General features: G+C 67.2%; 19 protein-coding genes and 1 riboswitch. Of the genes, 1 reads left to right on the top strand and 18 read right to left on the bottom strand.

Annotation, left to right across the window (positions count from 1 at the left end; all coding sequences use genetic code 11):
• Nucleotides 1-294: 294 nt before the first annotated feature.
• The 8 genes from lgt to hisI all read right to left on the bottom strand — a co-directional run bounded on the left by lgt (nt 295) and on the right by hisI (nt 7915).
• Nucleotides 295-1554 carry a prolipoprotein diacylglyceryl transferase gene (gene lgt, locus CVV68_RS09340; RefSeq protein WP_211320772.1) on the bottom strand — a complete coding sequence of 420 codons (1260 nt, stop codon included), beginning with the start codon at nt 1552-1554 and terminating at the stop codon, nt 295-297.
• 6 nt (nt 1555-1560) lie between these two features.
• Nucleotides 1561-2418, bottom strand: a complete 858-nt coding sequence (gene trpA, locus CVV68_RS09335) for a tryptophan synthase subunit alpha (RefSeq protein WP_110500742.1) — start codon at nt 2416-2418, stop codon at nt 1561-1563.
• Nucleotides 2411-3844 carry a tryptophan synthase subunit beta gene (trpB, locus tag CVV68_RS09330; protein WP_211320771.1) on the bottom strand — a complete coding sequence of 478 codons (1434 nt, stop codon included), beginning with the start codon at nt 3842-3844 and terminating at the stop codon, nt 2411-2413. Before trpB ends, trpA begins: the two co-directional genes overlap by 8 nt.
• 90 nt (nt 3845-3934) lie before the next feature.
• Entirely contained in the window at nt 3935-4765 is an 831-nt protein-coding gene (gene trpC / locus CVV68_RS09325) for an indole-3-glycerol phosphate synthase TrpC (RefSeq protein ID WP_110500740.1), read from the bottom strand.
• Nucleotides 4766-4767: 2 nt separating this feature from the next.
• Nucleotides 4768-5052: an HGxxPAAW family protein gene (locus CVV68_RS09320; protein WP_110500739.1), complete on the bottom strand. Its 285-nt coding sequence runs from the start codon at nt 5050-5052 to the stop codon at nt 4768-4770.
• A gap of 95 nt (nt 5053-5147) precedes the next feature.
• Nucleotides 5148-5744, bottom strand: coding sequence for a Trp biosynthesis-associated membrane protein (locus tag CVV68_RS09315; protein ID WP_110500738.1), 597 nt, complete (start codon nt 5742-5744; stop codon nt 5148-5150).
• On the bottom strand, nt 5741-7426 hold the full coding sequence (locus CVV68_RS09310) for an anthranilate synthase component I (RefSeq protein WP_110500737.1): 1686 nt from the start codon (nt 7424-7426) through the stop codon (nt 5741-5743). The genes CVV68_RS09315 and CVV68_RS09310 overlap by 4 nt, the downstream gene beginning before the upstream one ends.
• A gap of 48 nt (nt 7427-7474) precedes the next feature.
• Nucleotides 7475-7915 carry a phosphoribosyl-AMP cyclohydrolase gene (hisI, locus tag CVV68_RS09305; protein WP_110500736.1) on the bottom strand — a complete coding sequence of 147 codons (441 nt, stop codon included), beginning with the start codon at nt 7913-7915 and terminating at the stop codon, nt 7475-7477.
• Nucleotides 7916-8051: 136 nt separating this feature from the next.
• Here hisI and CVV68_RS09300 point away from each other — a divergent pair, with 136 nt between their 5' ends.
• Nucleotides 8052-8696, top strand: coding sequence for a TIGR03085 family metal-binding protein (locus CVV68_RS09300; RefSeq protein ID WP_110500735.1), 645 nt, complete (start codon nt 8052-8054; stop codon nt 8694-8696).
• Between the two features lie 102 nt (nt 8697-8798).
• On the opposite strand, the gene hisF is transcribed toward CVV68_RS09300, so the two are convergent.
• From hisF to rpe, 10 genes are all read right to left on the bottom strand, one after another.
• Nucleotides 8799-9569: an imidazole glycerol phosphate synthase subunit HisF gene (gene hisF / locus CVV68_RS09295; protein ID WP_110500734.1), complete on the bottom strand. Its 771-nt coding sequence runs from the start codon at nt 9567-9569 to the stop codon at nt 8799-8801.
• Between the two features lie 12 nt (nt 9570-9581).
• Nucleotides 9582-10427, bottom strand: a complete 846-nt coding sequence (gene hisG / locus CVV68_RS09290) for an ATP phosphoribosyltransferase (protein ID WP_110500733.1) — start codon at nt 10425-10427, stop codon at nt 9582-9584.
• A gap of 82 nt (nt 10428-10509) precedes the next feature.
• Nucleotides 10510-10773: a phosphoribosyl-ATP diphosphatase gene (locus CVV68_RS09285; protein WP_110500732.1), complete on the bottom strand. Its 264-nt coding sequence runs from the start codon at nt 10771-10773 to the stop codon at nt 10510-10512.
• 329 nt (nt 10774-11102) lie between these two features.
• Entirely contained in the window at nt 11103-11591 is a 489-nt protein-coding gene (gene ribH / locus CVV68_RS09280) for a 6,7-dimethyl-8-ribityllumazine synthase (RefSeq protein ID WP_110500731.1), read from the bottom strand.
• Nucleotides 11588-12277 (bottom strand): GTP cyclohydrolase II, encoded by a 690-nt coding sequence (gene ribA, locus CVV68_RS09275; RefSeq protein WP_110500730.1) that lies wholly within the window; start codon nt 12275-12277, stop codon nt 11588-11590. Before ribA ends, ribH begins: the two co-directional genes overlap by 4 nt.
• Entirely contained in the window at nt 12270-12968 is a 699-nt protein-coding gene (gene ribB / locus CVV68_RS09270; protein ID WP_110500729.1) for a 3,4-dihydroxy-2-butanone-4-phosphate synthase, read from the bottom strand. The genes ribA and ribB overlap by 8 nt, the downstream gene beginning before the upstream one ends.
• On the bottom strand, nt 12965-13639 hold the full coding sequence (locus CVV68_RS09265) for a riboflavin synthase (protein ID WP_110500727.1): 675 nt from the start codon (nt 13637-13639) through the stop codon (nt 12965-12967). The genes ribB and CVV68_RS09265 overlap by 4 nt, the downstream gene beginning before the upstream one ends.
• Before the next feature lie 2 nt (nt 13640-13641).
• Entirely contained in the window at nt 13642-14745 is a 1104-nt protein-coding gene (gene ribD / locus CVV68_RS09260; RefSeq protein ID WP_110500725.1) for a bifunctional diaminohydroxyphosphoribosylaminopyrimidine deaminase/5-amino-6-(5-phosphoribosylamino)uracil reductase RibD, read from the bottom strand.
• Nucleotides 14742-15521: a nicotinamide riboside transporter PnuC gene (gene pnuC, locus CVV68_RS09255; protein ID WP_110500723.1), complete on the bottom strand. Its 780-nt coding sequence runs from the start codon at nt 15519-15521 to the stop codon at nt 14742-14744. Before pnuC ends, ribD begins: the two co-directional genes overlap by 4 nt.
• Before the next feature lie 108 nt (nt 15522-15629).
• Nucleotides 15630-15774, bottom strand: a riboswitch (FMN riboswitch).
• Between the two features lie 169 nt (nt 15775-15943).
• Nucleotides 15944-16621 carry a ribulose-phosphate 3-epimerase gene (gene rpe / locus CVV68_RS09250; RefSeq protein WP_110500721.1) on the bottom strand — a complete coding sequence of 226 codons (678 nt, stop codon included), beginning with the start codon at nt 16619-16621 and terminating at the stop codon, nt 15944-15946.
• Nucleotides 16622-16628 lie beyond the last annotated feature (7 nt).

Here is a 16628-nt window from a genome sequence, read left to right as displayed (position 1 = left end):
GGCACCAGTCGCGGGGATGGCGTGCGGGCGGACCGTTGCCGCAGGCGGACAAGCACGGCCCAAGCCGACGCAGGCACCGATGGTGCAGAACCCGCGACCTTGGCGCAAGTCAAGCCACAGGAACTGCACCACCGGTCCAGCCAAGCCACAGGAGCTGCACGACCGGTGCGAACCAGCTCGTCAACCAGCAAACTCAGGCCCGGGGCCCTCAGCGCCGCAGGGCATGGAAATGGCGGCCCTGGTGATCCAGGGCCGCCATGTTCTTAGCTGCATCCGCGTTAGCGGCGCACGTTGTTAGGAGCCGGACTTGCCGGTCTCGTCAGGTGCCGCTGTTTCCTTGCTGGGATCCGCAACCGCGTCACTTTCCAGGCCGTTCCTGCCGTTCCTGGCCGCCGGGGAACCGGCCTCGGCAGGCTTGGGCACGGCGTGCCTGGCTCCCGTGTCCCCGGCAGCGTCCCTGGTAGCCGTGTCCCTGGCGCTGGATTCACCGGCAGCAGAGTCCTGGGCGGCATTCCCGTTGGAAGTACGCACACTGCGGACGGGATCAGACCCGGGCGATCCCACGGCGTCACCGCCGCCCGCCGGCGTGGCGGAAGGAACGGCGTCGTCCGTATCCTGGGCAGTGGTGCCCGCCGAGGACGGCTGGACCTCCGTGGAGGGTCCGCGGCCGGGCAGGAACACGGAATCTGAGACAGTCTGGCGCCGCACAAACGTCAGAACCAGGAACACCACCAGGGCTGCCGCGAAAACGAAGATGCTGGTCCACACGTTCAGGCGGGTGGTGATGCCGAAGAACGTGATGTGCTCGGCCGCGTCGATGCGCAGCAATTCAATCCATACCCGGCCGGCGGTGTAGATCATGGCGTACATCAGGAACAGGCGGCCGCGGCGCATCCGGAAGTGCCTGTCGATGAGGAGCAGCGCCACCACGCCGAGCACGTCCCACACGCACTCGTACAGGAAGGTGGGGTGGAAAAGCGTGTCCGGGCTGAAGCCGTCCGGCACAAACTGCGGATCCACGTGCAGGCCCCACGGCAGCGTGGTGGGACCGCCGAACAGTTCCTGGTTGAAGTAGTTCCCCCAGCGGCCAATGCCCTGGGCCAGCAGGATGCCCGGTGCGGCGGCATCGATGAAAGCGGAAATCTTCACTCCGGCCCGCCGGCAGCCGATCCAGGCGCCGATGACGCCGAGTACCACGGCGCCCCAGATGCCCAGGCCGCCCAGCCATATCTGCGGAATCAGCCAGAGGTTGCCGGTGCCGTTGTAGCCCGGGCCGAAGTACGCATCCGGGGAGGAAAACACATGGTAGAGCCGGCCGCCGATGATGCCGAACGGAATGGCCCAGATGGCGATGTCCCAGATGGAGCCCTCCGGGCCGCCGCGGCGGTTCCACCGGCGGCTTGTCAGCCAGATCGCCGCCACGATGCCCAGCAAAATGCACAGTGCATAGGCGTGGATGCGTAGCGGGCCAAGATCGAAGCCCGACCAGGCCGGCGCCGGAATGGAGGCGGCGGCCGTGGAGGCCAGGGACTGGGTAACGGCGGTGGAAATCACTGGCGTTTATGCTCCCGTGCTGGAGGGTGTGGCGGCAGCCGGTTCGAAGCCGCCGCTGAGTTCCTTGGCCAGCGCGCCCACGGCGGGCACACCGCCGTCGCGCAGTGCCGCGACCAGCGCGGTGCCCACAATGACGCCGTCGGCATAGGCGGCGATTTCACGCACGTGCTCCGGCCTGGATACGCCCAGGCCGACGCAGGCACGTTCGGCGCCTGCGGCGTGCGCTGCGGCCACCACGGCCTCGGCGGCGCTGGAGACGGAGCTGCGCGCACCCGTGACGCCCATGATGGAGACGGCGTAGACAAACCCGCGGGTGGCCTGCACCGTCATGGCCACGCGCTCCGGCGTGGATGACGGCGCGACGAGGAACACGCGGTCCAGCCCGTACTTGTCCGAGGCGGCAAACCATTCGGCGGCCTCGTCCGGGATGAGGTCTGGGGTGATGAGCCCCGCTCCCCCGGCCTCGGCCAGACGGCGGGAAAATTCGTCGACGCCCATGCGGAGCACTGGGTTCCAATAGGTCATGACCAGCACGGCAGCGTCGGTTTCCGCGGTGACGGCGGCGACAATGTCGAACACGTCGGCAACGCGGAAGCCGTTGGCCAGGGCCTGCGTGGTGGCTGCCTGGATGACGGGGCCGTCCATGACCGGGTCCGAGTACGGGATGCCGATTTCAATGATGTCGGCGCCGTTGCGGGCCACGGCAATGGCTGCGTCAATGGCCGTCTGCCTGTCGGGGAAGCCCGCAGGCAGGTAGGCGATGAGGGCCTTGCGTCCCGCTGCCTTGGCGCGGTCGATGGCGGCGGCAGACTTGCTCGCAATGGCCGGGGCGCCGACGGCGGCCGGCGTGGTTGTTTCACTCATGGGTGGCATCCTCTGCGTTCTCGTCGGCGCCCGCGGACCGTGCGGCGCCCTTGGCGTGCCGCGTGGACAAGGTGGTGCCCCTGACATGGCCGTCCTCATCCAGCATGCCGAACCACTCCGCGGCCGTTTCCACGTCCTTGTCGCCGCGGCCGGAGAGGTTGACAATAATGACCGTGTCCGACGGCGTTGCCCCCTTGAGCGCAGCGGCCTCAGCCGTGAGCCGCTGGCCCACCTTGATGGCGCCGGCCAGTGCGTGGGCGGACTCGATGGCCGGGATGATTCCCTCGGTCTGGCTCAGCAGCTTGAAGGCGTCCATGGCCTCGACGTCGGTGATGGGCTCGTAGGTGACCCTGCCGATGTCCGCCAGGTAGGCGTGCTCGGGCCCGACGCCCGGATAGTCCAGGCCGGCCGAGATGGAGTGGGACTCGATGGTCTGGCCGTCCTCGTCCTGCATCAAATAGGAGCGGGCGCCGTGCAGCACGCCGGGGCGGCCCAGTGTGATGGTGGCGGCATGCCGGCCGGTGTTGACGCCGTCGCCGCCGGCCTCAAAGCCGTAGATCTTCACGGACGGGTCGTCCAGGAAGCTGTGGAACAGCCCAATGGCATTGGATCCGCCGCCGATGCAGGCACACAGTGCGTCCGGGAGGCGTCCGACCTGGTCTAGGATCTGCCCGCGGGCCTCCTCGCCAATGACCTCGTGGAAGAAGCGCACCATAGCGGGGAACGGGTGGGCACCGGAGACCGTCCCGAGCACGTAATGGGTGGTCTCGACATTCGCCACCCAGTCGCGCAGGGCGTCGTTGATGGCGTCCTTGAGGGTCTGGGAACCGTTCGTCACGGGCACCACCGTGGCACCGAGCAACTGCATGCGCGCCACGTTCAGGGCCTGCCGGCGGCAGTCCTCGGCCCCCATGTAGACCACGCACTCCAGGCCCAGCAGCGCCGCGGCGGTGGCACTGGCCACGCCGTGCTGGCCTGCACCGGTTTCGGCGATGATGCGCGTCTTGCCCATGCGCTTGGCCAGCAGTGCCTGGCCCAGCACGTTGTTGATCTTGTGCGAACCGGTGTGGTTCAGGTCCTCCCGCTTGAGGAAGACCCGGGCGCCCCCTGCGTGCTCGCTGAAGCGCTTGGCCTCCGTCAACAGCGACGGCCGCCCCGAGTAGTTCTTGTTCAGCTCGGCCACTTCTGCCAGGAACTCCGGATCGATCTTGGCCTTTTCAAAGGTCTCTTCAAGCTCTTCCAGGGCGGCGATGAGGGACTCGGGCATCCAGCGTCCGCCGTAGCTGCCGAAGTATGGCCCCGGCGCGTGGCGCAGGGAGTGCTCCGGGGAGCCTTCCGCGGGTCCGCGCCCGCCGGCCAGGAACGCCGCTGCGGGATCGTCCATGCCAGCAGGTCCAGATGTCGAAGCTGTGGGCTCATGGGCCATCAGTTCCACCGTCCTGTCCGTAGTTGATTGGTTCGAATAAGTCGTGGTCGAAGCCGGTCACGGCCATGCAGCGCCGGTGGAAGCGGCGTCCTATCGCGGGCTGGGGATCCGGCCCTTGATCGCCTCTGCGCCGGCTTCCTTGAATTCGGCGATCCGTTCCAGCGGCGCGGCGTCCCTGACAAGGGCCTCGCCCACCAGGATGGCGTTGGCGCCGTGCCCGGCGTAGTGCCGGACGTCCTGTGCATCGCGGACCCCCGACTCGGCAATCACCACGGACCCGGCGGGAATGTTCCCGGCCAGGGCGGCGAAGGTGCCCCGGTCCACGTCAAGGGTTTTAAGGTTGCGCACGTTGATGCCGATGATTTTTGCGTCCACGGCAACGGCCCGGGCAAGTTCCCCGGCGGTGTGGGTTTCCACGACAGCGTTCATGCCCAGTTCGTGCGTAAGCGCCAGGTATTCGCGCAGTTCATCGTCGCCCAGCGCCGCCACAATGAGCAGGACCAGATCGGCGCCGTGGGCCCGGGCCTCCCAAATCATGTAGGGATCGCAGGTGAAGTCCTTGCGCAGCACGGGGATGTCAACGGCTGCGCGCACGGCGTCCAGATCAGCCAGGGAACCGCTGAAACGGCGTTCCTCGGTCAGGACGCTGATCACGGAGGCCCCGCCATCGGCATACTGGCGTGCCAGCGCTGCCGGATCGGCAATGCCGGCCAGGTCGCCCTTGGACGGGCTGCGGCGCTTGACCTCGGCGATGACGCGAAGATCGGCTCGGAGCGCCGAAGTCCCGCCCAGGGCGGCGTAGGCGTCCAGTGCCGGGGCCGCTGCAGCGGCGCGCACCTTCAGTTCCTCGAGGCCCACAGCCTGCCTGCGGGCGTCAAGGTCTTCCCTGACGCCCGCAATGATGTCCTGCAAAACACTCACTGTCAGTGGCCGGTGTTCTTCAGCTTGTTTCCGCCCACGCCGTATCCGGCGGACTTCATGGCGATGCCGACGATCAATCCCACGGCAATGATGCCCACACCGATCCAGAACAGGAGGGTGGCGCTTTCGCCAATGAGGAACGCGACGCATCCGACGATGGTGCCGACCAGCATGACCGTGACGCACGTCCATGCAGCCGGGCTGTTGCCGTGGCCGAGCTCGACGCTGTGGTCAATAGGTTCTGGCACACTGACGGTTGCGGACGAGGTGGCCGACTTGTTGCTCATGGTAAATCTCCCTTTGATGCGGATACTGCAATACATTCTGCCATTAGATGCCTGCGGAAGCCGAAACCCCGCCGCGCAGGCGACTTCTGCCCGTTCTAGGCCGTGGGATCGTCGCCGCGGCTGAGCTGGTCCCAGCTGTCAATCTCGTCGATCGGCCCGCTGGCGGCGGCCTGCGACGCGGAGGAGGGGGCGGCGTCGTACTTGGTGCGCACGTTCCAGCCCCGGCCCGCCCACAGGATGAGGGCGGCAGCGGCGGCGAGCACGGCGGACGCTGCCACGGCGGCCACCGGGAACCACGTGGTGGTCGCGTTGCTGGCCACGCCCACGACGCCGGTGGCCTTGCCCACCTCGGCCATGGCGGCCGCGGAGGGATCCGCCAGCAGCCCCAGCACGACGGCGATGATCCCCACCGCGCCCAACAGGACGATGGCGCTGGTGATGATCCGCGAGACCCGGCCGGCGATGCTCGTGGCCAGTGCCCCGGCCAGCGCCACGAGGGCAAGGGCGGAGACGGCGATGGCCGCCTTGCTGCCGGGGATGTTGAGATTGGCCTGCTGCACCTGTCCCTGTGCGAAGGACACGTGAATCCAGGTTTGCGTGGTAGTGCCAAAGACTGCCAGCGCCGCGAGGACGGCCACCAGGATCAGCGTTGACTTGCGCTTCCACGCGGGGACGGTGGGCTTTGCACTCATGACGGGCTCCCGGTGAGATCGGCGGCGGGTTCCGCAGCGGGTTCTTCTGGGGGTGCCGCCGCGACGTCCGCGGAGACGTCCGCTGTGACGTCCCCTGCGACCTCCACGGCGACCTCCGCGGTGACGTCCCCTGTGACCTCCCCTGCGACCTCCCCCAGCGCCCGAAGGGACGCGGCCGCATGGACGGCACGCAACGGCGCTGCGGCCTTGTTGACGGTTTCCTGGGCTTCGGTTTCGTTAACGGAGTCCGCCACAATGCCGCCGCCGGCCTGGACATAGGCCTTGCCGTCCAGCAGCAGGGCGGAGCGAATCGTGATGGCCATGTCCATGTCTCCGGCAAAGTCAAGGTAGCCCACCACGCCGCCATAGATGCCGCGGCGGTGCGGTTCAAGTTCGTCCAGGAGCCGCAGCGCCCGGGGTTTGGGGGCGCCCGAAAGGGTGCCGGCAGGGAAGGTGGCGGCCAGGACGTCGTAGGCGTTCCTGTCCGGACTCAGCCTGCCGACCACGGTCGAGACAAGGTGCATGATGTGGCTGAAGCGCTCCACCTCCATGAACTGCGTCACGTCCACCGTGCCGGGCTCGCACACCTTGGAGAGGTCGTTGCGGGAGAGGTCCACAAGCATCAGGTGCTCGGAGCGTTCCTTGGCATCGGCCAGCAGGTCCCGGGCCAGGAACTTGTCCTCCTCGACTGTCCTGCCACGCGGCCGCGATCCGGCAATGGGGTGCGTGATGACCTCGTCACCCATTACGCTCACCAGCGCCTCGGGAGAGGAACCGACGATCGAATACGGCTTCCCGTGGGCGTCCTCAAAGCTGTACAGGTACATGTACGGGCTGGGATTCGTGTTGCGCAGCACCCGGTACACGTCCAGGGCGGAGGCCCGGCATTCCATTTCAAAGCGCCGGGAGACAACCACCTGGAACACTTCGCCGTCGACAATCGCTTCCTTGCCGCGGTCAATGGCGTTCAGATATTCATTGCGGTTCCAGCGTTCCCGGACACTGTCCGCAAAGGAGGCCTCCGGTACGTCCATGACGGACATGGGCTGAGCCACCGGCGTGCGCAGCTGCTCCACCATGCCGCGGACCCGTGTCACGGCGTCTTGCCAGGCCCTGTCCACATTGTCGTTCGTGCCATTGACATTGATGGCATTGGCAATCAACAGCACCGTGCCCTCGGCGTTGTCATGGACGGCCATGTCGGAGATAAGGTTCAAGGCCAGCTCGGGCAGGAGCAGGTCGTCCTCCGGCGGAGAGGGCAGCTTTTCCCAGTGCCGCACCGATTCCCAGCCCACAAAGCCGACCAAACCGGAGGTGAACGGCGGCAGGTCCGCAAAACGTTCGGTCGCCAGCAGCTTCAACGTCGCCTCCATGGCAGCCACGGGATTCCCGCCCAGGGGTACGCCCACGGGGGGCTCGCCCTGCCAGTGGGCCTCGCCGTCGTTGGTGGTGAGCGTGGCGCCCGACTTCACGCCGATGAAGGAGTAGCGGGACCAGACGCCGCCGGCGGCTGCCGACTCCATCAGGAACGTTCCGGGCGCCCCGGCAGCCAAAGTGCGGTAAAGGCCGATCGGCGTTTGCGCATCCACCAGCACCTTCAGGCGGACGGGGACCACCCGGCGGGTGCGGGCGAGCTCACGGAACTCGTCGAGCGTGGGGCTGATGACGCCAAGATCTTCCATGTTTGAACGCACTTTCGTAATCAAGCGGGCGGGTGGAGGTCTGTGGCCCTATGCGCCGCGGTGGCCGACCACTGCTGCCAGCCCGCGGCCCTCGAAGCAGGTCCGGGTGCCCGTGTGGCAGGCGGCGCCAACCTGGTCGACCGTGACCAGCAGGGCGTCACCGTCGCAGTCGACGGCCACGGACTTGACGAACTGGACATGTCCGGAGGTGTCACCCTTGCGCCAATACTCACGGCGGGACCGCGACCAGAACGTCACCCGGCCGGTGGTCAGGGTCCGCCGCAAGGCTTCGTCGTCCATCCAGCCAAGCATCAGCACCTCGCCGCTGTCGAACTGCTGGACGACGGCGGCCACCAGTCCGGCGGCATCACGCTTCAACAGCGCCGCGACCTCTTCCGGCAGGGCTGCGGCGCCCTGTCCGGCCGGCGCCGCGGAGCGGCTGCCGGCAGGTGGGACGGACACGGGCTGGGGTTCTGGGATGTGCGGCATCACCGTCAATTCTAGTGCCAGAAAAGTTTCCCGACGCCCCGCCCACGGCTTCCGTGCGGCACATTGGTGAACATGGCGCATCCTTACGGCGGTTCCTGGTGCCACTGGTGGCCAATACATGCTAATTTCACAAGTGATGCAATTTGTTGAACCATCCCGTGAAGTCCTCGCTGAGACCCTGCTGGCCGCCGGTCCCGGAGCGCCTACACTGTGTGCCGGATGGCGGACCCAGGAACTGGCTGCACACCTCTATCTGCGCGAGCACAGCCCGAAGGTGGGGCTGGGCCTGGTCGTCAAGCCGTGGAATAAGGTTTCGGAGAAGGCAACAGCCAGGCTGGCCGCAGCGGCTTCGACTCCGGAGCCCTTCGCCGAGCTCGTGGAGAAATTCCGCAGCGGCCCGCCGAGGCTTTCCCCGTTCGCCCTGCGCGCGGTCGACCACAGCGCAAACCTCGTTGAATTTTTTATCCATACCGAGGACGTCCGCCGCGCCACCGACCGCTGGGCGCCCCGCGCCCTGGACCCCGGATACTCCCGTGCACTGTGGGCCGAATTGGTCAAGCGTGCCGCCATTCTTTACCGCAGCGTCGACCTGGGCATTGTGCTGGTCAACCCGGCAGGGCTGCGCCACGTGGCCAAGCGCGCACCGGTCTCAGTGGCCATTATTGGCGAACCCGGCGAGCTCCTCATGCATGCCAACGGCCGCACCGGCCAGGCCTTGGTCTCCTTTGAGGGCCAGGCCGACGCCGTCGCACTGCTGCGCACGGCGCCCGTAGGTCTGTAGCCCCACCGGCGCTCCCCCACTTTCGGGTGCCAAATCAAAACGCTCCCTCAGCAATCGCCGGCTGGTGTGGCTGACGGTGAGGGAGCGTCCATGGTGGCGGGGCTAGCGGACTTCGTAGCCGGCGTCGCGGATGGCCTTCTTGACGTCAGCAATCGCGTTGTCCGGGCCGAAGTGGAAGATTGACGCCGCCAGAACAGCGTTAGCGCCCGCCGCCACGGCCGGAGGGAAGTGTTCGGGCGCACCGGCCCCGCCGGATGCGATGATCGGCACGTGCACGGCGGCGCGGACCAGGCGGATGAGCTCAAGATCGAACCCTTCCTTGGTTCCGTCGGCGTCGATCGAATTGAGCAGGATCTCCCCCACGCCTCGGTCGGCGGCTTCACGGGCCCACTCAACTGCGTCGATGCCCGTGCCCTTGCGCCCGCCGTGGGTGGTGACCTCAAAGCCCGACGGCGTGTGCCCCTCCCGGGTACGCCGCGCGTCAACGCTGAGCACCAGGACCTGCGAGCCAAAGCGCCGCGTGATCTCATCGATGACGTCGGGGCGGGCGATGGCGGCGGTGTTGATGGACGCCTTGTCAGCGCCGCAGCGCAGCAGCTTGTCGACGTCGGCGACCTCACGGACCCCACCGCCCACGGTCAGCGGGATGAACACCTGCTCGGCCGTGCGGGACACGACGTCAAAGGTGGTCTCCCGGTTGCCGGAAGACGCGGTGACGTCCAGGAAGGTGAGTTCGTCGGCGCCGGCACGGTCGTAGCGCTGGGCCAGTTCCACCGGGTCGCCGGCGTCGCGCAGGTTTTGGAACTTGACGCCCTTGACCACGCGGCCGGCATCGACGTCCAGGCAGGGAATGACTCGGATGGCAACACTCATGACAACACCCTTCTAGATGCGGCAGGCGTGGATGCTGCTGACCAGGATGGCGCGGGCGCCCAGCTCGTACAGCTCGTCCATGATCCGGTTGGTGTCCTTGGCGGAGACCATGGAACGGACGGCTACCCAGTCAGAGTCGCGCAGCGGGGACACCGTGGGCGATTCCAGTCCGGGGGTCAGCGCGGTGGCCTTTTCCATCAGCGTCTTTGGCACGTCGTAGTCGAGCAGGACATACTGGCGGGCCACCAGGACGCTGTGCAGGCGGCGGATCAACACCTCTACGCCGGGAGGCGGGGTCACGCCGCGGCGGCCGATGAGCAGGGCCTCGGAATTCAGGATCGGTTCGCCGAAAATTTCCATGCCGGCGGCCTTGAGTGTGCTGCCGGTCTCGACGACGTCGGCAATGGCGTCCGCCACGCCGAGGCGCACGGAGGATTCCACGGCGCCGTCAAGCCGGACCACCTTGGCCTTGATGCCCAGTTCGGCGAGGTATTCGCGCAGCAGTCCGTCGTAGCTGGTGGCCAGGCGCTTGCCTTCGAGCTCTGCGGCGGTGCTGAAGTGGCCCACGGGACCGGCAAAGCGGAACGTGGAGACGGCGAAGCCCAGCGGCAGCAGCTCGTCGGCGTCCACCTGTGCGTCCATCAGCAGGTCCCGGCCGGTGATGCCGACGTCGAGCGTGCCGGCACCAACGTACACCGCAATGTCGCGGGGGCGCAGGAAGAAGAATTCAACATTGTTTTCGGGGTCCACCATGACCAGTTCGCGGCTGTCGCGCCGCTGGCGGTAGCCCGCTTCGGCCAGCATGGCGGAGGCGGCTTCGGACAGGGCACCCTTGTTCGGGACGGCAACTCTAAGCATGGGATTCTCTTTCAGGTCGGTTCAGCAAAGGAGTGCACCAGGTGATGGTGCCGGTTCAGGGATAAGCAGCCACGGCAGGTGGCTAGAGATGCTTGTAAACGTCCTGAAGGGTCAAACCTTTGGCGATCATCATGACCTGAAGGTGGTAGAACAGCTGGGAAATCTCCTCGGCGCAGGCCTCATCCGACTCATATTCGGCGGCCATCCACACCTCGGCGGCCTCCTCCACCACTTTCTTGCCGATGCCGTGAATGCCGGATTCCAATTCGGCGACGGTGCGGGAGCCGGTGGGCCGGGCTGCGGCTTTCTCACTCAGCTCTTCATATAGGGATTCGAAGGTCTTCACGGTCTCCAGCGTACTGGGTTGGGGCCGGGTTCAAGGATTTCATGGCGGGCATTGTCCGGCATGTGAAATTGTCAACACGCTGAATGGGTGGCGTTTACCCGGTGCTTGGTGGTTGGGCCTGCCGAAATCATCAAGGTCCCGTCCACGGCCGCCACCACGAATCTGCTGGTTCGAGATAATGACACCTTCCGGTGGGCCCACGCGTCCGGGGGCCACTGACGCGAGGGCCCCCCTGCGAGCTTGCGAGCAGTGGGAGCGTCAGGGGATTGCGAGCGTTGGGAGGACGTGGGGACCAGCCCCTACCTCGCGGGCGCGTCGGCTGGCGGTCGCTAGACGCCGACGTTGGCGAGGGTCACGGCGGTTGCCAGGGCCGCCGTCGTGGCTTCATGACCTTTGTCCTCGATGGAGCCGGGAAGCCCGGCGCGATCCAGGCCCTGCTGTTCGGTGTCGCAGGTGAGCACGCCGAATCCGACGGGCTTGCCGGTGCGCACGCTGACGTCGGTCAGGCCCATGGTCGCGGCCTGGCACACGTAGTCGAAGTGTGGGGTGCCACCGCGGATCACGACGCCGAGGGCGACGACGGCGTCGTAGTCCGGTGCCAGCCGCGCCGCGGCCACGGGCAGTTCAAAGCTGCCGGGGACACGGATGACGGTGGGGTTCTCGATGCCGGCGTCGGCGGCGCCCCGCAATGCCCCGGCCAGCAGGCCCTCCATGATTTCGGTGTGCCAGCTGGCGGCGATGATCGCCACCTTCAGCTTGGCTGCCTGTGACTTTTGCGCGCCGGCAAATCCGATGCTGGGTGCTCCGTGGCCGCTCATGTGGTGGGTCCTTCCAATGGGGTGTGGTGTGTTGCTGTGGGGGTGGTGACGTCAAGGGTGTGGTGCATCCGGTCGCGCTTGGTTTCCAGATAGCGGAGATTTTCGGCGCGGGCCGGCACCTGTGTGGGCACGATCTGTGTGACAGTGATGCCGTGCCGGGAGAGGTCGGCCGATTTCAGCGGATTGTTACTCAACAGCCGGATGCTGGCAAGCCCCAGCGAGTGGAGGATGCCGGCGGCGGCGGCGTAGTCCCGGCTGTCCACGGGCAGGCCCAGCTGTTCATTGGCTTCCACGGTGTCGGCCCCGCCCTCCTGCAGGCTGTAGGCGCGCATCTTGTTGACCAGCCCGATCCCGCGGCCTTCGTGGCCGCGAAGGTAGACCAGCGAGCCGCCCTGGCGGTGGATCATTTCCAGCGCGTAATCCAGCTGCTCGCCGCAGTCGCAGCGGAACGAGCCAAATACGTCGCCGGTCAGGCACTCCGAATGCAGGCGGACCAGCGGGGCTGCCCCTGCCCGGCCTTCGAGACCGCCGGCTGCGCTCAGGCTCAGGTGTTCGGCTCCGGTGGCGGAATCAACCCATGCCTGCGCCTGGAACACACCAAATGGTGTGGGCAATTTCACGATGGGCCCACCCGTAACAATTGAGTCTGGAACGCTGGCAGGGCGAGCTGCCGCGGCCTCACTCATGGCCGGCTCCCGCGGCTGCCGCAACGTCGCCGGGGCCCGTGGCGGGACGGCCGGCGCGGCCGGTGGCGTTGAGGTGGGCCACGAGGTCGGCGATGGAGATCAACACCAGAGCGTTGGCATCGGCGAACTCACGCAGACCGGCGAGCCTGACCATTTGGCCGACGTCGTCCACCACTTCGGCGATGATCGCAACCGGCTCGCAGCCGGCCAGCCTGCACAGTTCCACGGAGGCTTCCGTGTGGCCGGGCCGCTGCCGCACACCCCCGGGCACGGCGCGCAGGGGGAACATGTGGCCGGGCCGGGTAACGGCGTCGGACCGCGACGCGGGATCGGCGAGGATGGTGGCGGTCAGCGACCGGTCCGTGGCGCTGATGCCCGTGGAGACTCCCTGTGCCGCGTCGCAGCTGACCGTGTAGGCGGTGCCCTTGGCGTCCTGGTTGTGCACCACCATGGGCGGCAGCTCCAGGGCGTTGGCGCGGGCATCGTCCATGGGGACGCAGATGACGCCGGAGCTGTGCCGGATGGTCCAGCCCATCAGCGCCGGGGTGCTGTGCTGGGCGGCGAAGATGATGTCGCCTTCGTTTTCACGGTTTTCGTCGTCCACCACTAGCACGGCCTGGCCGGCGGCGATGGCCGTGATGGCGGCCTCCACGGGGTCCAGAAGCGTGTCCGGGTTGGTCAGGGCGCTCATGGCTGAGTCTCCCCGGCGGTGGCGTTGGCGCTGGTGGCAGCGGGGACCGGGACGGCAAACTGCAGCAGGCGTTCGGCGTATTTGGCCAGCACGTCCACTTCCAGGTTCACCTGCCCGCCCACGGGTTTTTCGCCGAGCCCGGTGTTGGCGAGCGTGACGGGGATCAGCCCCACTTCAAACCACTGCTGCGCTTCCTGCGCCGCGCTCACCGCCGTGACGGTGAGGGACACGCCGTCTACGGCAATGGAACCTTTTTCGGCGATGTAGCGGGACAGCGGGAAGGGCACGGAGAAACGCAGCCGGTCCCAATTACCCTGGTTTTCCCGTTCCAGGAGCGCGCCCACGCCGTCGACGTGCCCCTGGACCACATGCCCGTCCAGGCGCCCCCCGGCAGGGACGCAGCGCTCCAGGTTGACCGTGCCGCCGCCGGCAAGTGTGCCGGTGGTGGTCCGCTGCAGTGTCTCGCCCATGACGTCCACCTCCACGGTGGCGCCGTCGATCCGCACGGCGGTCAGGCACACGCCGTTCACGGCGATGGAGCCGCCCAGCCCGAGGCCGACGGCGGTCCCGCCCGCCGATGAAGTGTCCAGCACCAGCGTCGCACTGTCCGAATCCGCGTGTGTGTCCAGCCGGACCACGGTGCCGCGGCCTTCAATAATTCCGGTAAACATCTCTAGTGTCCTTCTGCGTTGGTCGTGGCCGGCGCCTTTGCCGGCATGAGGGTGAGCTTGAGGTCCGGACCCAGCCGTTCCACGGGCCCGGTGGTGGTGGCGTCCCATTCCCATTGCTGGGCCTGGGCGAGGGTGCCGATGCCGAGGTCGTTCAGCGCCGGAATGCCCGAGCCAAGGAGCGTGGGAGCCAGGTAAACGATCAGCTCGTCCACCAGCCCTGCTGCGAGGAAGGCGGCACTGATTTTGGAGCCGCCCTCGATCATGAGGTGCCCCACGCCGCGGCTGTGCAGTTCGCGCACGACGACGGCGGGATCGTGCGTGTGCAGCTGCAGGAACCCGGGGTCCTGGCGGTGGCGCACGGCGGCATCCGCCGCGACCTCCCGAAGCCCCATGACGACGCGCAGCGGCTGGTGCGCGGATTCGCTGCCATCGGGGCCGCGGGCCGTCAGCCGGGGATTGTCCGCCATGACTGTGCCGGTGCCGACCACAATCGCGTCCACCCGGCCGCGCAGCGTGTGCGAGTCCTGCCGGGATTCGGGGGAAGTGATCCACTGGCTGGTGCCGTCGGCGGCGGCGATGCGGCTGTCCACGGTTTGGGCCAGCCGGGCCGTGACAAACGGCCGCCCGGCCTTCACGGCCGCAAACCACTGCCTGTTCATGTCCAGCGCCTCCGTGTCCATGAGCCCGGAGCGGACGTTGATGCCTTCGAGGCGGAGCCTGTCCGCCCCTCCGGCTGCCTGGGCATGGGGGTCGTCGACGGCGTAGACCACGTTGCCGATTCCCGCGTCGATGATGGCCTGCGAGCAGGGCGCGGTGCGGCCCTGGTGGTCGCACGGTTCGAGCGTGACCACCATGGTGGCCGCCGACAGGTCCCGGCGGGTGCCGCGCAGCGAGTTGATGGCGTCGGCCTCGGCGTGGGGCGTGCCGGCACCGAGATGCCGGCCGATCGCCAGGACCGTGCCGTCGGCGTCGATGATGACGGCCCCCACCAACGGGTTGGCGCCGCGCACGCCCTGCCGCGCCGCGGCCAGGGCGGTCTCCATGGCGACGATGACGGCATCGCTGAAGGCATCGAATTCAAGATTGCGGTCCGTGGTGGGACTCATTGCCTGGCCTCATTTCTGCTGGTGTCCGTCACGGCGCCGGGGACGGTGGTGCGTACGCTGATGTCGGGAAACGCCGCGTCGACGGACACAGTCGCGGCAGCGGCAGCGGCAGCGGCAGTGCGCCCCACCCGCCACCAGACGAAGAAGCCGGCCAGGGTGAACGCCCCGTAGAAGATATACATGAAGGCGGAGGCGTAGTAACCGGCGCTGAAGAGCAGCGGCACGCCCACGATGTCCACGGCCACCCAGATGAGCCAGAACTCCACCCACCCCTTGGCCATGCCATAAGTTGCCAGCAGGGAACCCATGAAGATCCACGCGTCCGCCCAGACGGGTTCGTAGGAACCCAGTGCCCGGAAGGCAGGAGTGAGGAGCGCGGTACCGGCCACCATGGCGGCAACCAGCAGCCACCGCGTCCGGACCCCGGCCCAGCGGGGCGCGACAGCCGCGCCCGGGGAGCCTCCGCCGTCGGACTTCAGGATCCGTGATTGGCGCCAGCGCTGCCAACCGTACACCGAGACGGCGATGAACATGATTTGGCGTCCGGCCTGGCCCAGCAGGTTTGCGTAAACGGGCGAGTCGAAGACGGAGCCCATGAAGACCGTGAACAGGAGCGCGTTGCCGACAATGCCGACCGGCCATGCCCAGATTTTACGGCGCATGCCGCCGAGGGCGCTGGCGAGCCCAAAAAGATTGCCTATGACTTCTCGCCACAGCAGGAAACCGCCGCCGGCGAATTCGTACTTGGCGTCAAAGAGCCATCGCAGAAAGTCCACGCTTACCTACCCTTTCGAACCGCGATGGCTCCGGGGGTAACGTACAGATTTGGCGCCCTTGCAGGTGCGCCATGGACTGTGGCACCCCTGACCCGGCGGCCAAAAGTGTTCGTGCTTCTCCCATCCAGACTTTAACTGTCGGTACTGGAATTTCACCAGATCAACCGTGCGCGGCCTGCTGTTTCCAGCCTGCTGCGCGCGGGTCGCGGACTATAACCGCCGGTTCGGAATTACACCGACCCCGGAGCACGTTGATATTGCGTTTAGTGTTGCAAATTCTTGGTGTTGCTAATTTTCAGTGGCGTCCACCGTGGCGGACGTCTCCTTCATTATGGCAGCTTTGGCCGCGGAGAAAAATCTGAGCGGCATTGTTACCGTTATCGGGGCCAACGCAGGCGGGCCCGATTGCATTCCCGGCGGACTCAGCCGAACGCCAGCTGTCCCTTCGCGCGCAGCGACTCGATGGCGTCCGCCGGCGACGGCCTGCCGTACACGGCCGAGCCGGCCACAAAGACGTTGGCCCCGGCCGCTGCGGCGCGGGTGATGGTTTCTTCGGTGATGCCGCCGTCCACCTGGATGGCCACGTCCACGCCGGAACCGTCGATGGCAGCGCGGGCCCGGCGGATCTTGGGCAGCACGACGTCCAGGAAGGCCTGCCCGCCAAAGCCGGGCTCAACGGTCATGATCAGCAACATGTCCAGCTCGCCCAGCATGTCAAGGTACGGTTCCACCGGGGTGGCCGGGCGCAGTGCCATGCCGGCCTTGGCGCCCCGGGCGCGCAGTTCGCGGGCGAGCTTGATGGGGGCGTCGGACGCCTCGACGTGGAAAGTGACCGAGGCCAGACCGGCGTCGGCAAACTGCGGTGCCCAGCGGTCAACATTGGCAATCATCAGGTGCGCGTCCAGCGGCACGGGACTGACCTTTTGCAGCCGTTCCACCACCGGCAGGCCGAGGGTGAGGTTTGGCACAAAGTGGTTGTCCATGACATCGACGTGCACGGCGTCGGCGTTGCCGATGCGGGCCAGTTCCGCCTCGAGGTTGACGAAGTCGGCGGAGAGGATGCTGGGGTTGATGCAGCACTTCAGTGGTGAGCTGGGCATGGTGCCT

This window comes from Arthrobacter livingstonensis (assembly GCF_003219815.1).
Classification (GTDB): Bacteria; Actinomycetota; Actinomycetes; order Actinomycetales; family Micrococcaceae; genus Specibacter; species Specibacter livingstonensis.
Note: the sequence above shows the minus strand (reverse complement) of the source record. Positions and strands in the feature narration are given on the sequence as shown.

Excerpts from the sequence above, each read along its gene's own strand:
- CVV68_RS09265 (WP_110500727.1), bottom strand. The coding sequence starts at position 13,639 with ATGTTTACCGGAATTATTGAAGGCCGCGGCACCGTGGTCCGGCTGGAC.
- ribH (WP_110500731.1), bottom strand. The coding sequence starts at position 11,591 with ATGAGCGGCCACGGAGCACCCAGCATCGGATTTGCCGGCGCGCAAAAG.
- trpA (WP_110500742.1), bottom strand. The coding sequence starts at position 2,418 with ATGAGTGAAACAACCACGCCGGCCGCCGTCGGCGCCCCGGCCATTGCG.
- rpe (WP_110500721.1), bottom strand. The coding sequence starts at position 16,621 with ATGCCCAGCTCACCACTGAAGTGCTGCATCAACCCCAGCATCCTCTCC.
- hisG (WP_110500733.1), bottom strand. The coding sequence starts at position 10,427 with ATGCTTAGAGTTGCCGTCCCGAACAAGGGTGCCCTGTCCGAAGCCGCC.
- hisI (WP_110500736.1), bottom strand. The coding sequence starts at position 7,915 with ATGCCGCACATCCCAGAACCCCAGCCCGTGTCCGTCCCACCTGCCGGC.
- ribA (WP_110500730.1), bottom strand. The coding sequence starts at position 12,277 with ATGAGTGAGGCCGCGGCAGCTCGCCCTGCCAGCGTTCCAGACTCAATT.
- ribB (WP_110500729.1), bottom strand. The coding sequence starts at position 12,968 with ATGAGCGCCCTGACCAACCCGGACACGCTTCTGGACCCCGTGGAGGCC.
- CVV68_RS09310 (WP_110500737.1), bottom strand. The coding sequence starts at position 7,426 with ATGGAAGATCTTGGCGTCATCAGCCCCACGCTCGACGAGTTCCGTGAG.
- CVV68_RS09315 (WP_110500738.1), bottom strand. The coding sequence starts at position 5,744 with ATGAGTGCAAAGCCCACCGTCCCCGCGTGGAAGCGCAAGTCAACGCTG.
- hisF (WP_110500734.1), bottom strand. The coding sequence starts at position 9,569 with ATGAGTGTTGCCATCCGAGTCATTCCCTGCCTGGACGTCGATGCCGGC.
- CVV68_RS09300 (WP_110500735.1), top strand. The coding sequence starts at position 8,052 with ATGCAATTTGTTGAACCATCCCGTGAAGTCCTCGCTGAGACCCTGCTG.
- trpB (WP_211320771.1), bottom strand. The coding sequence starts at position 3,844 with ATGGCCCATGAGCCCACAGCTTCGACATCTGGACCTGCTGGCATGGAC.
- CVV68_RS09320 (WP_110500739.1), bottom strand. The coding sequence starts at position 5,052 with ATGAGCAACAAGTCGGCCACCTCGTCCGCAACCGTCAGTGTGCCAGAA.
- ribD (WP_110500725.1), bottom strand. The coding sequence starts at position 14,745 with ATGAGTCCCACCACGGACCGCAATCTTGAATTCGATGCCTTCAGCGAT.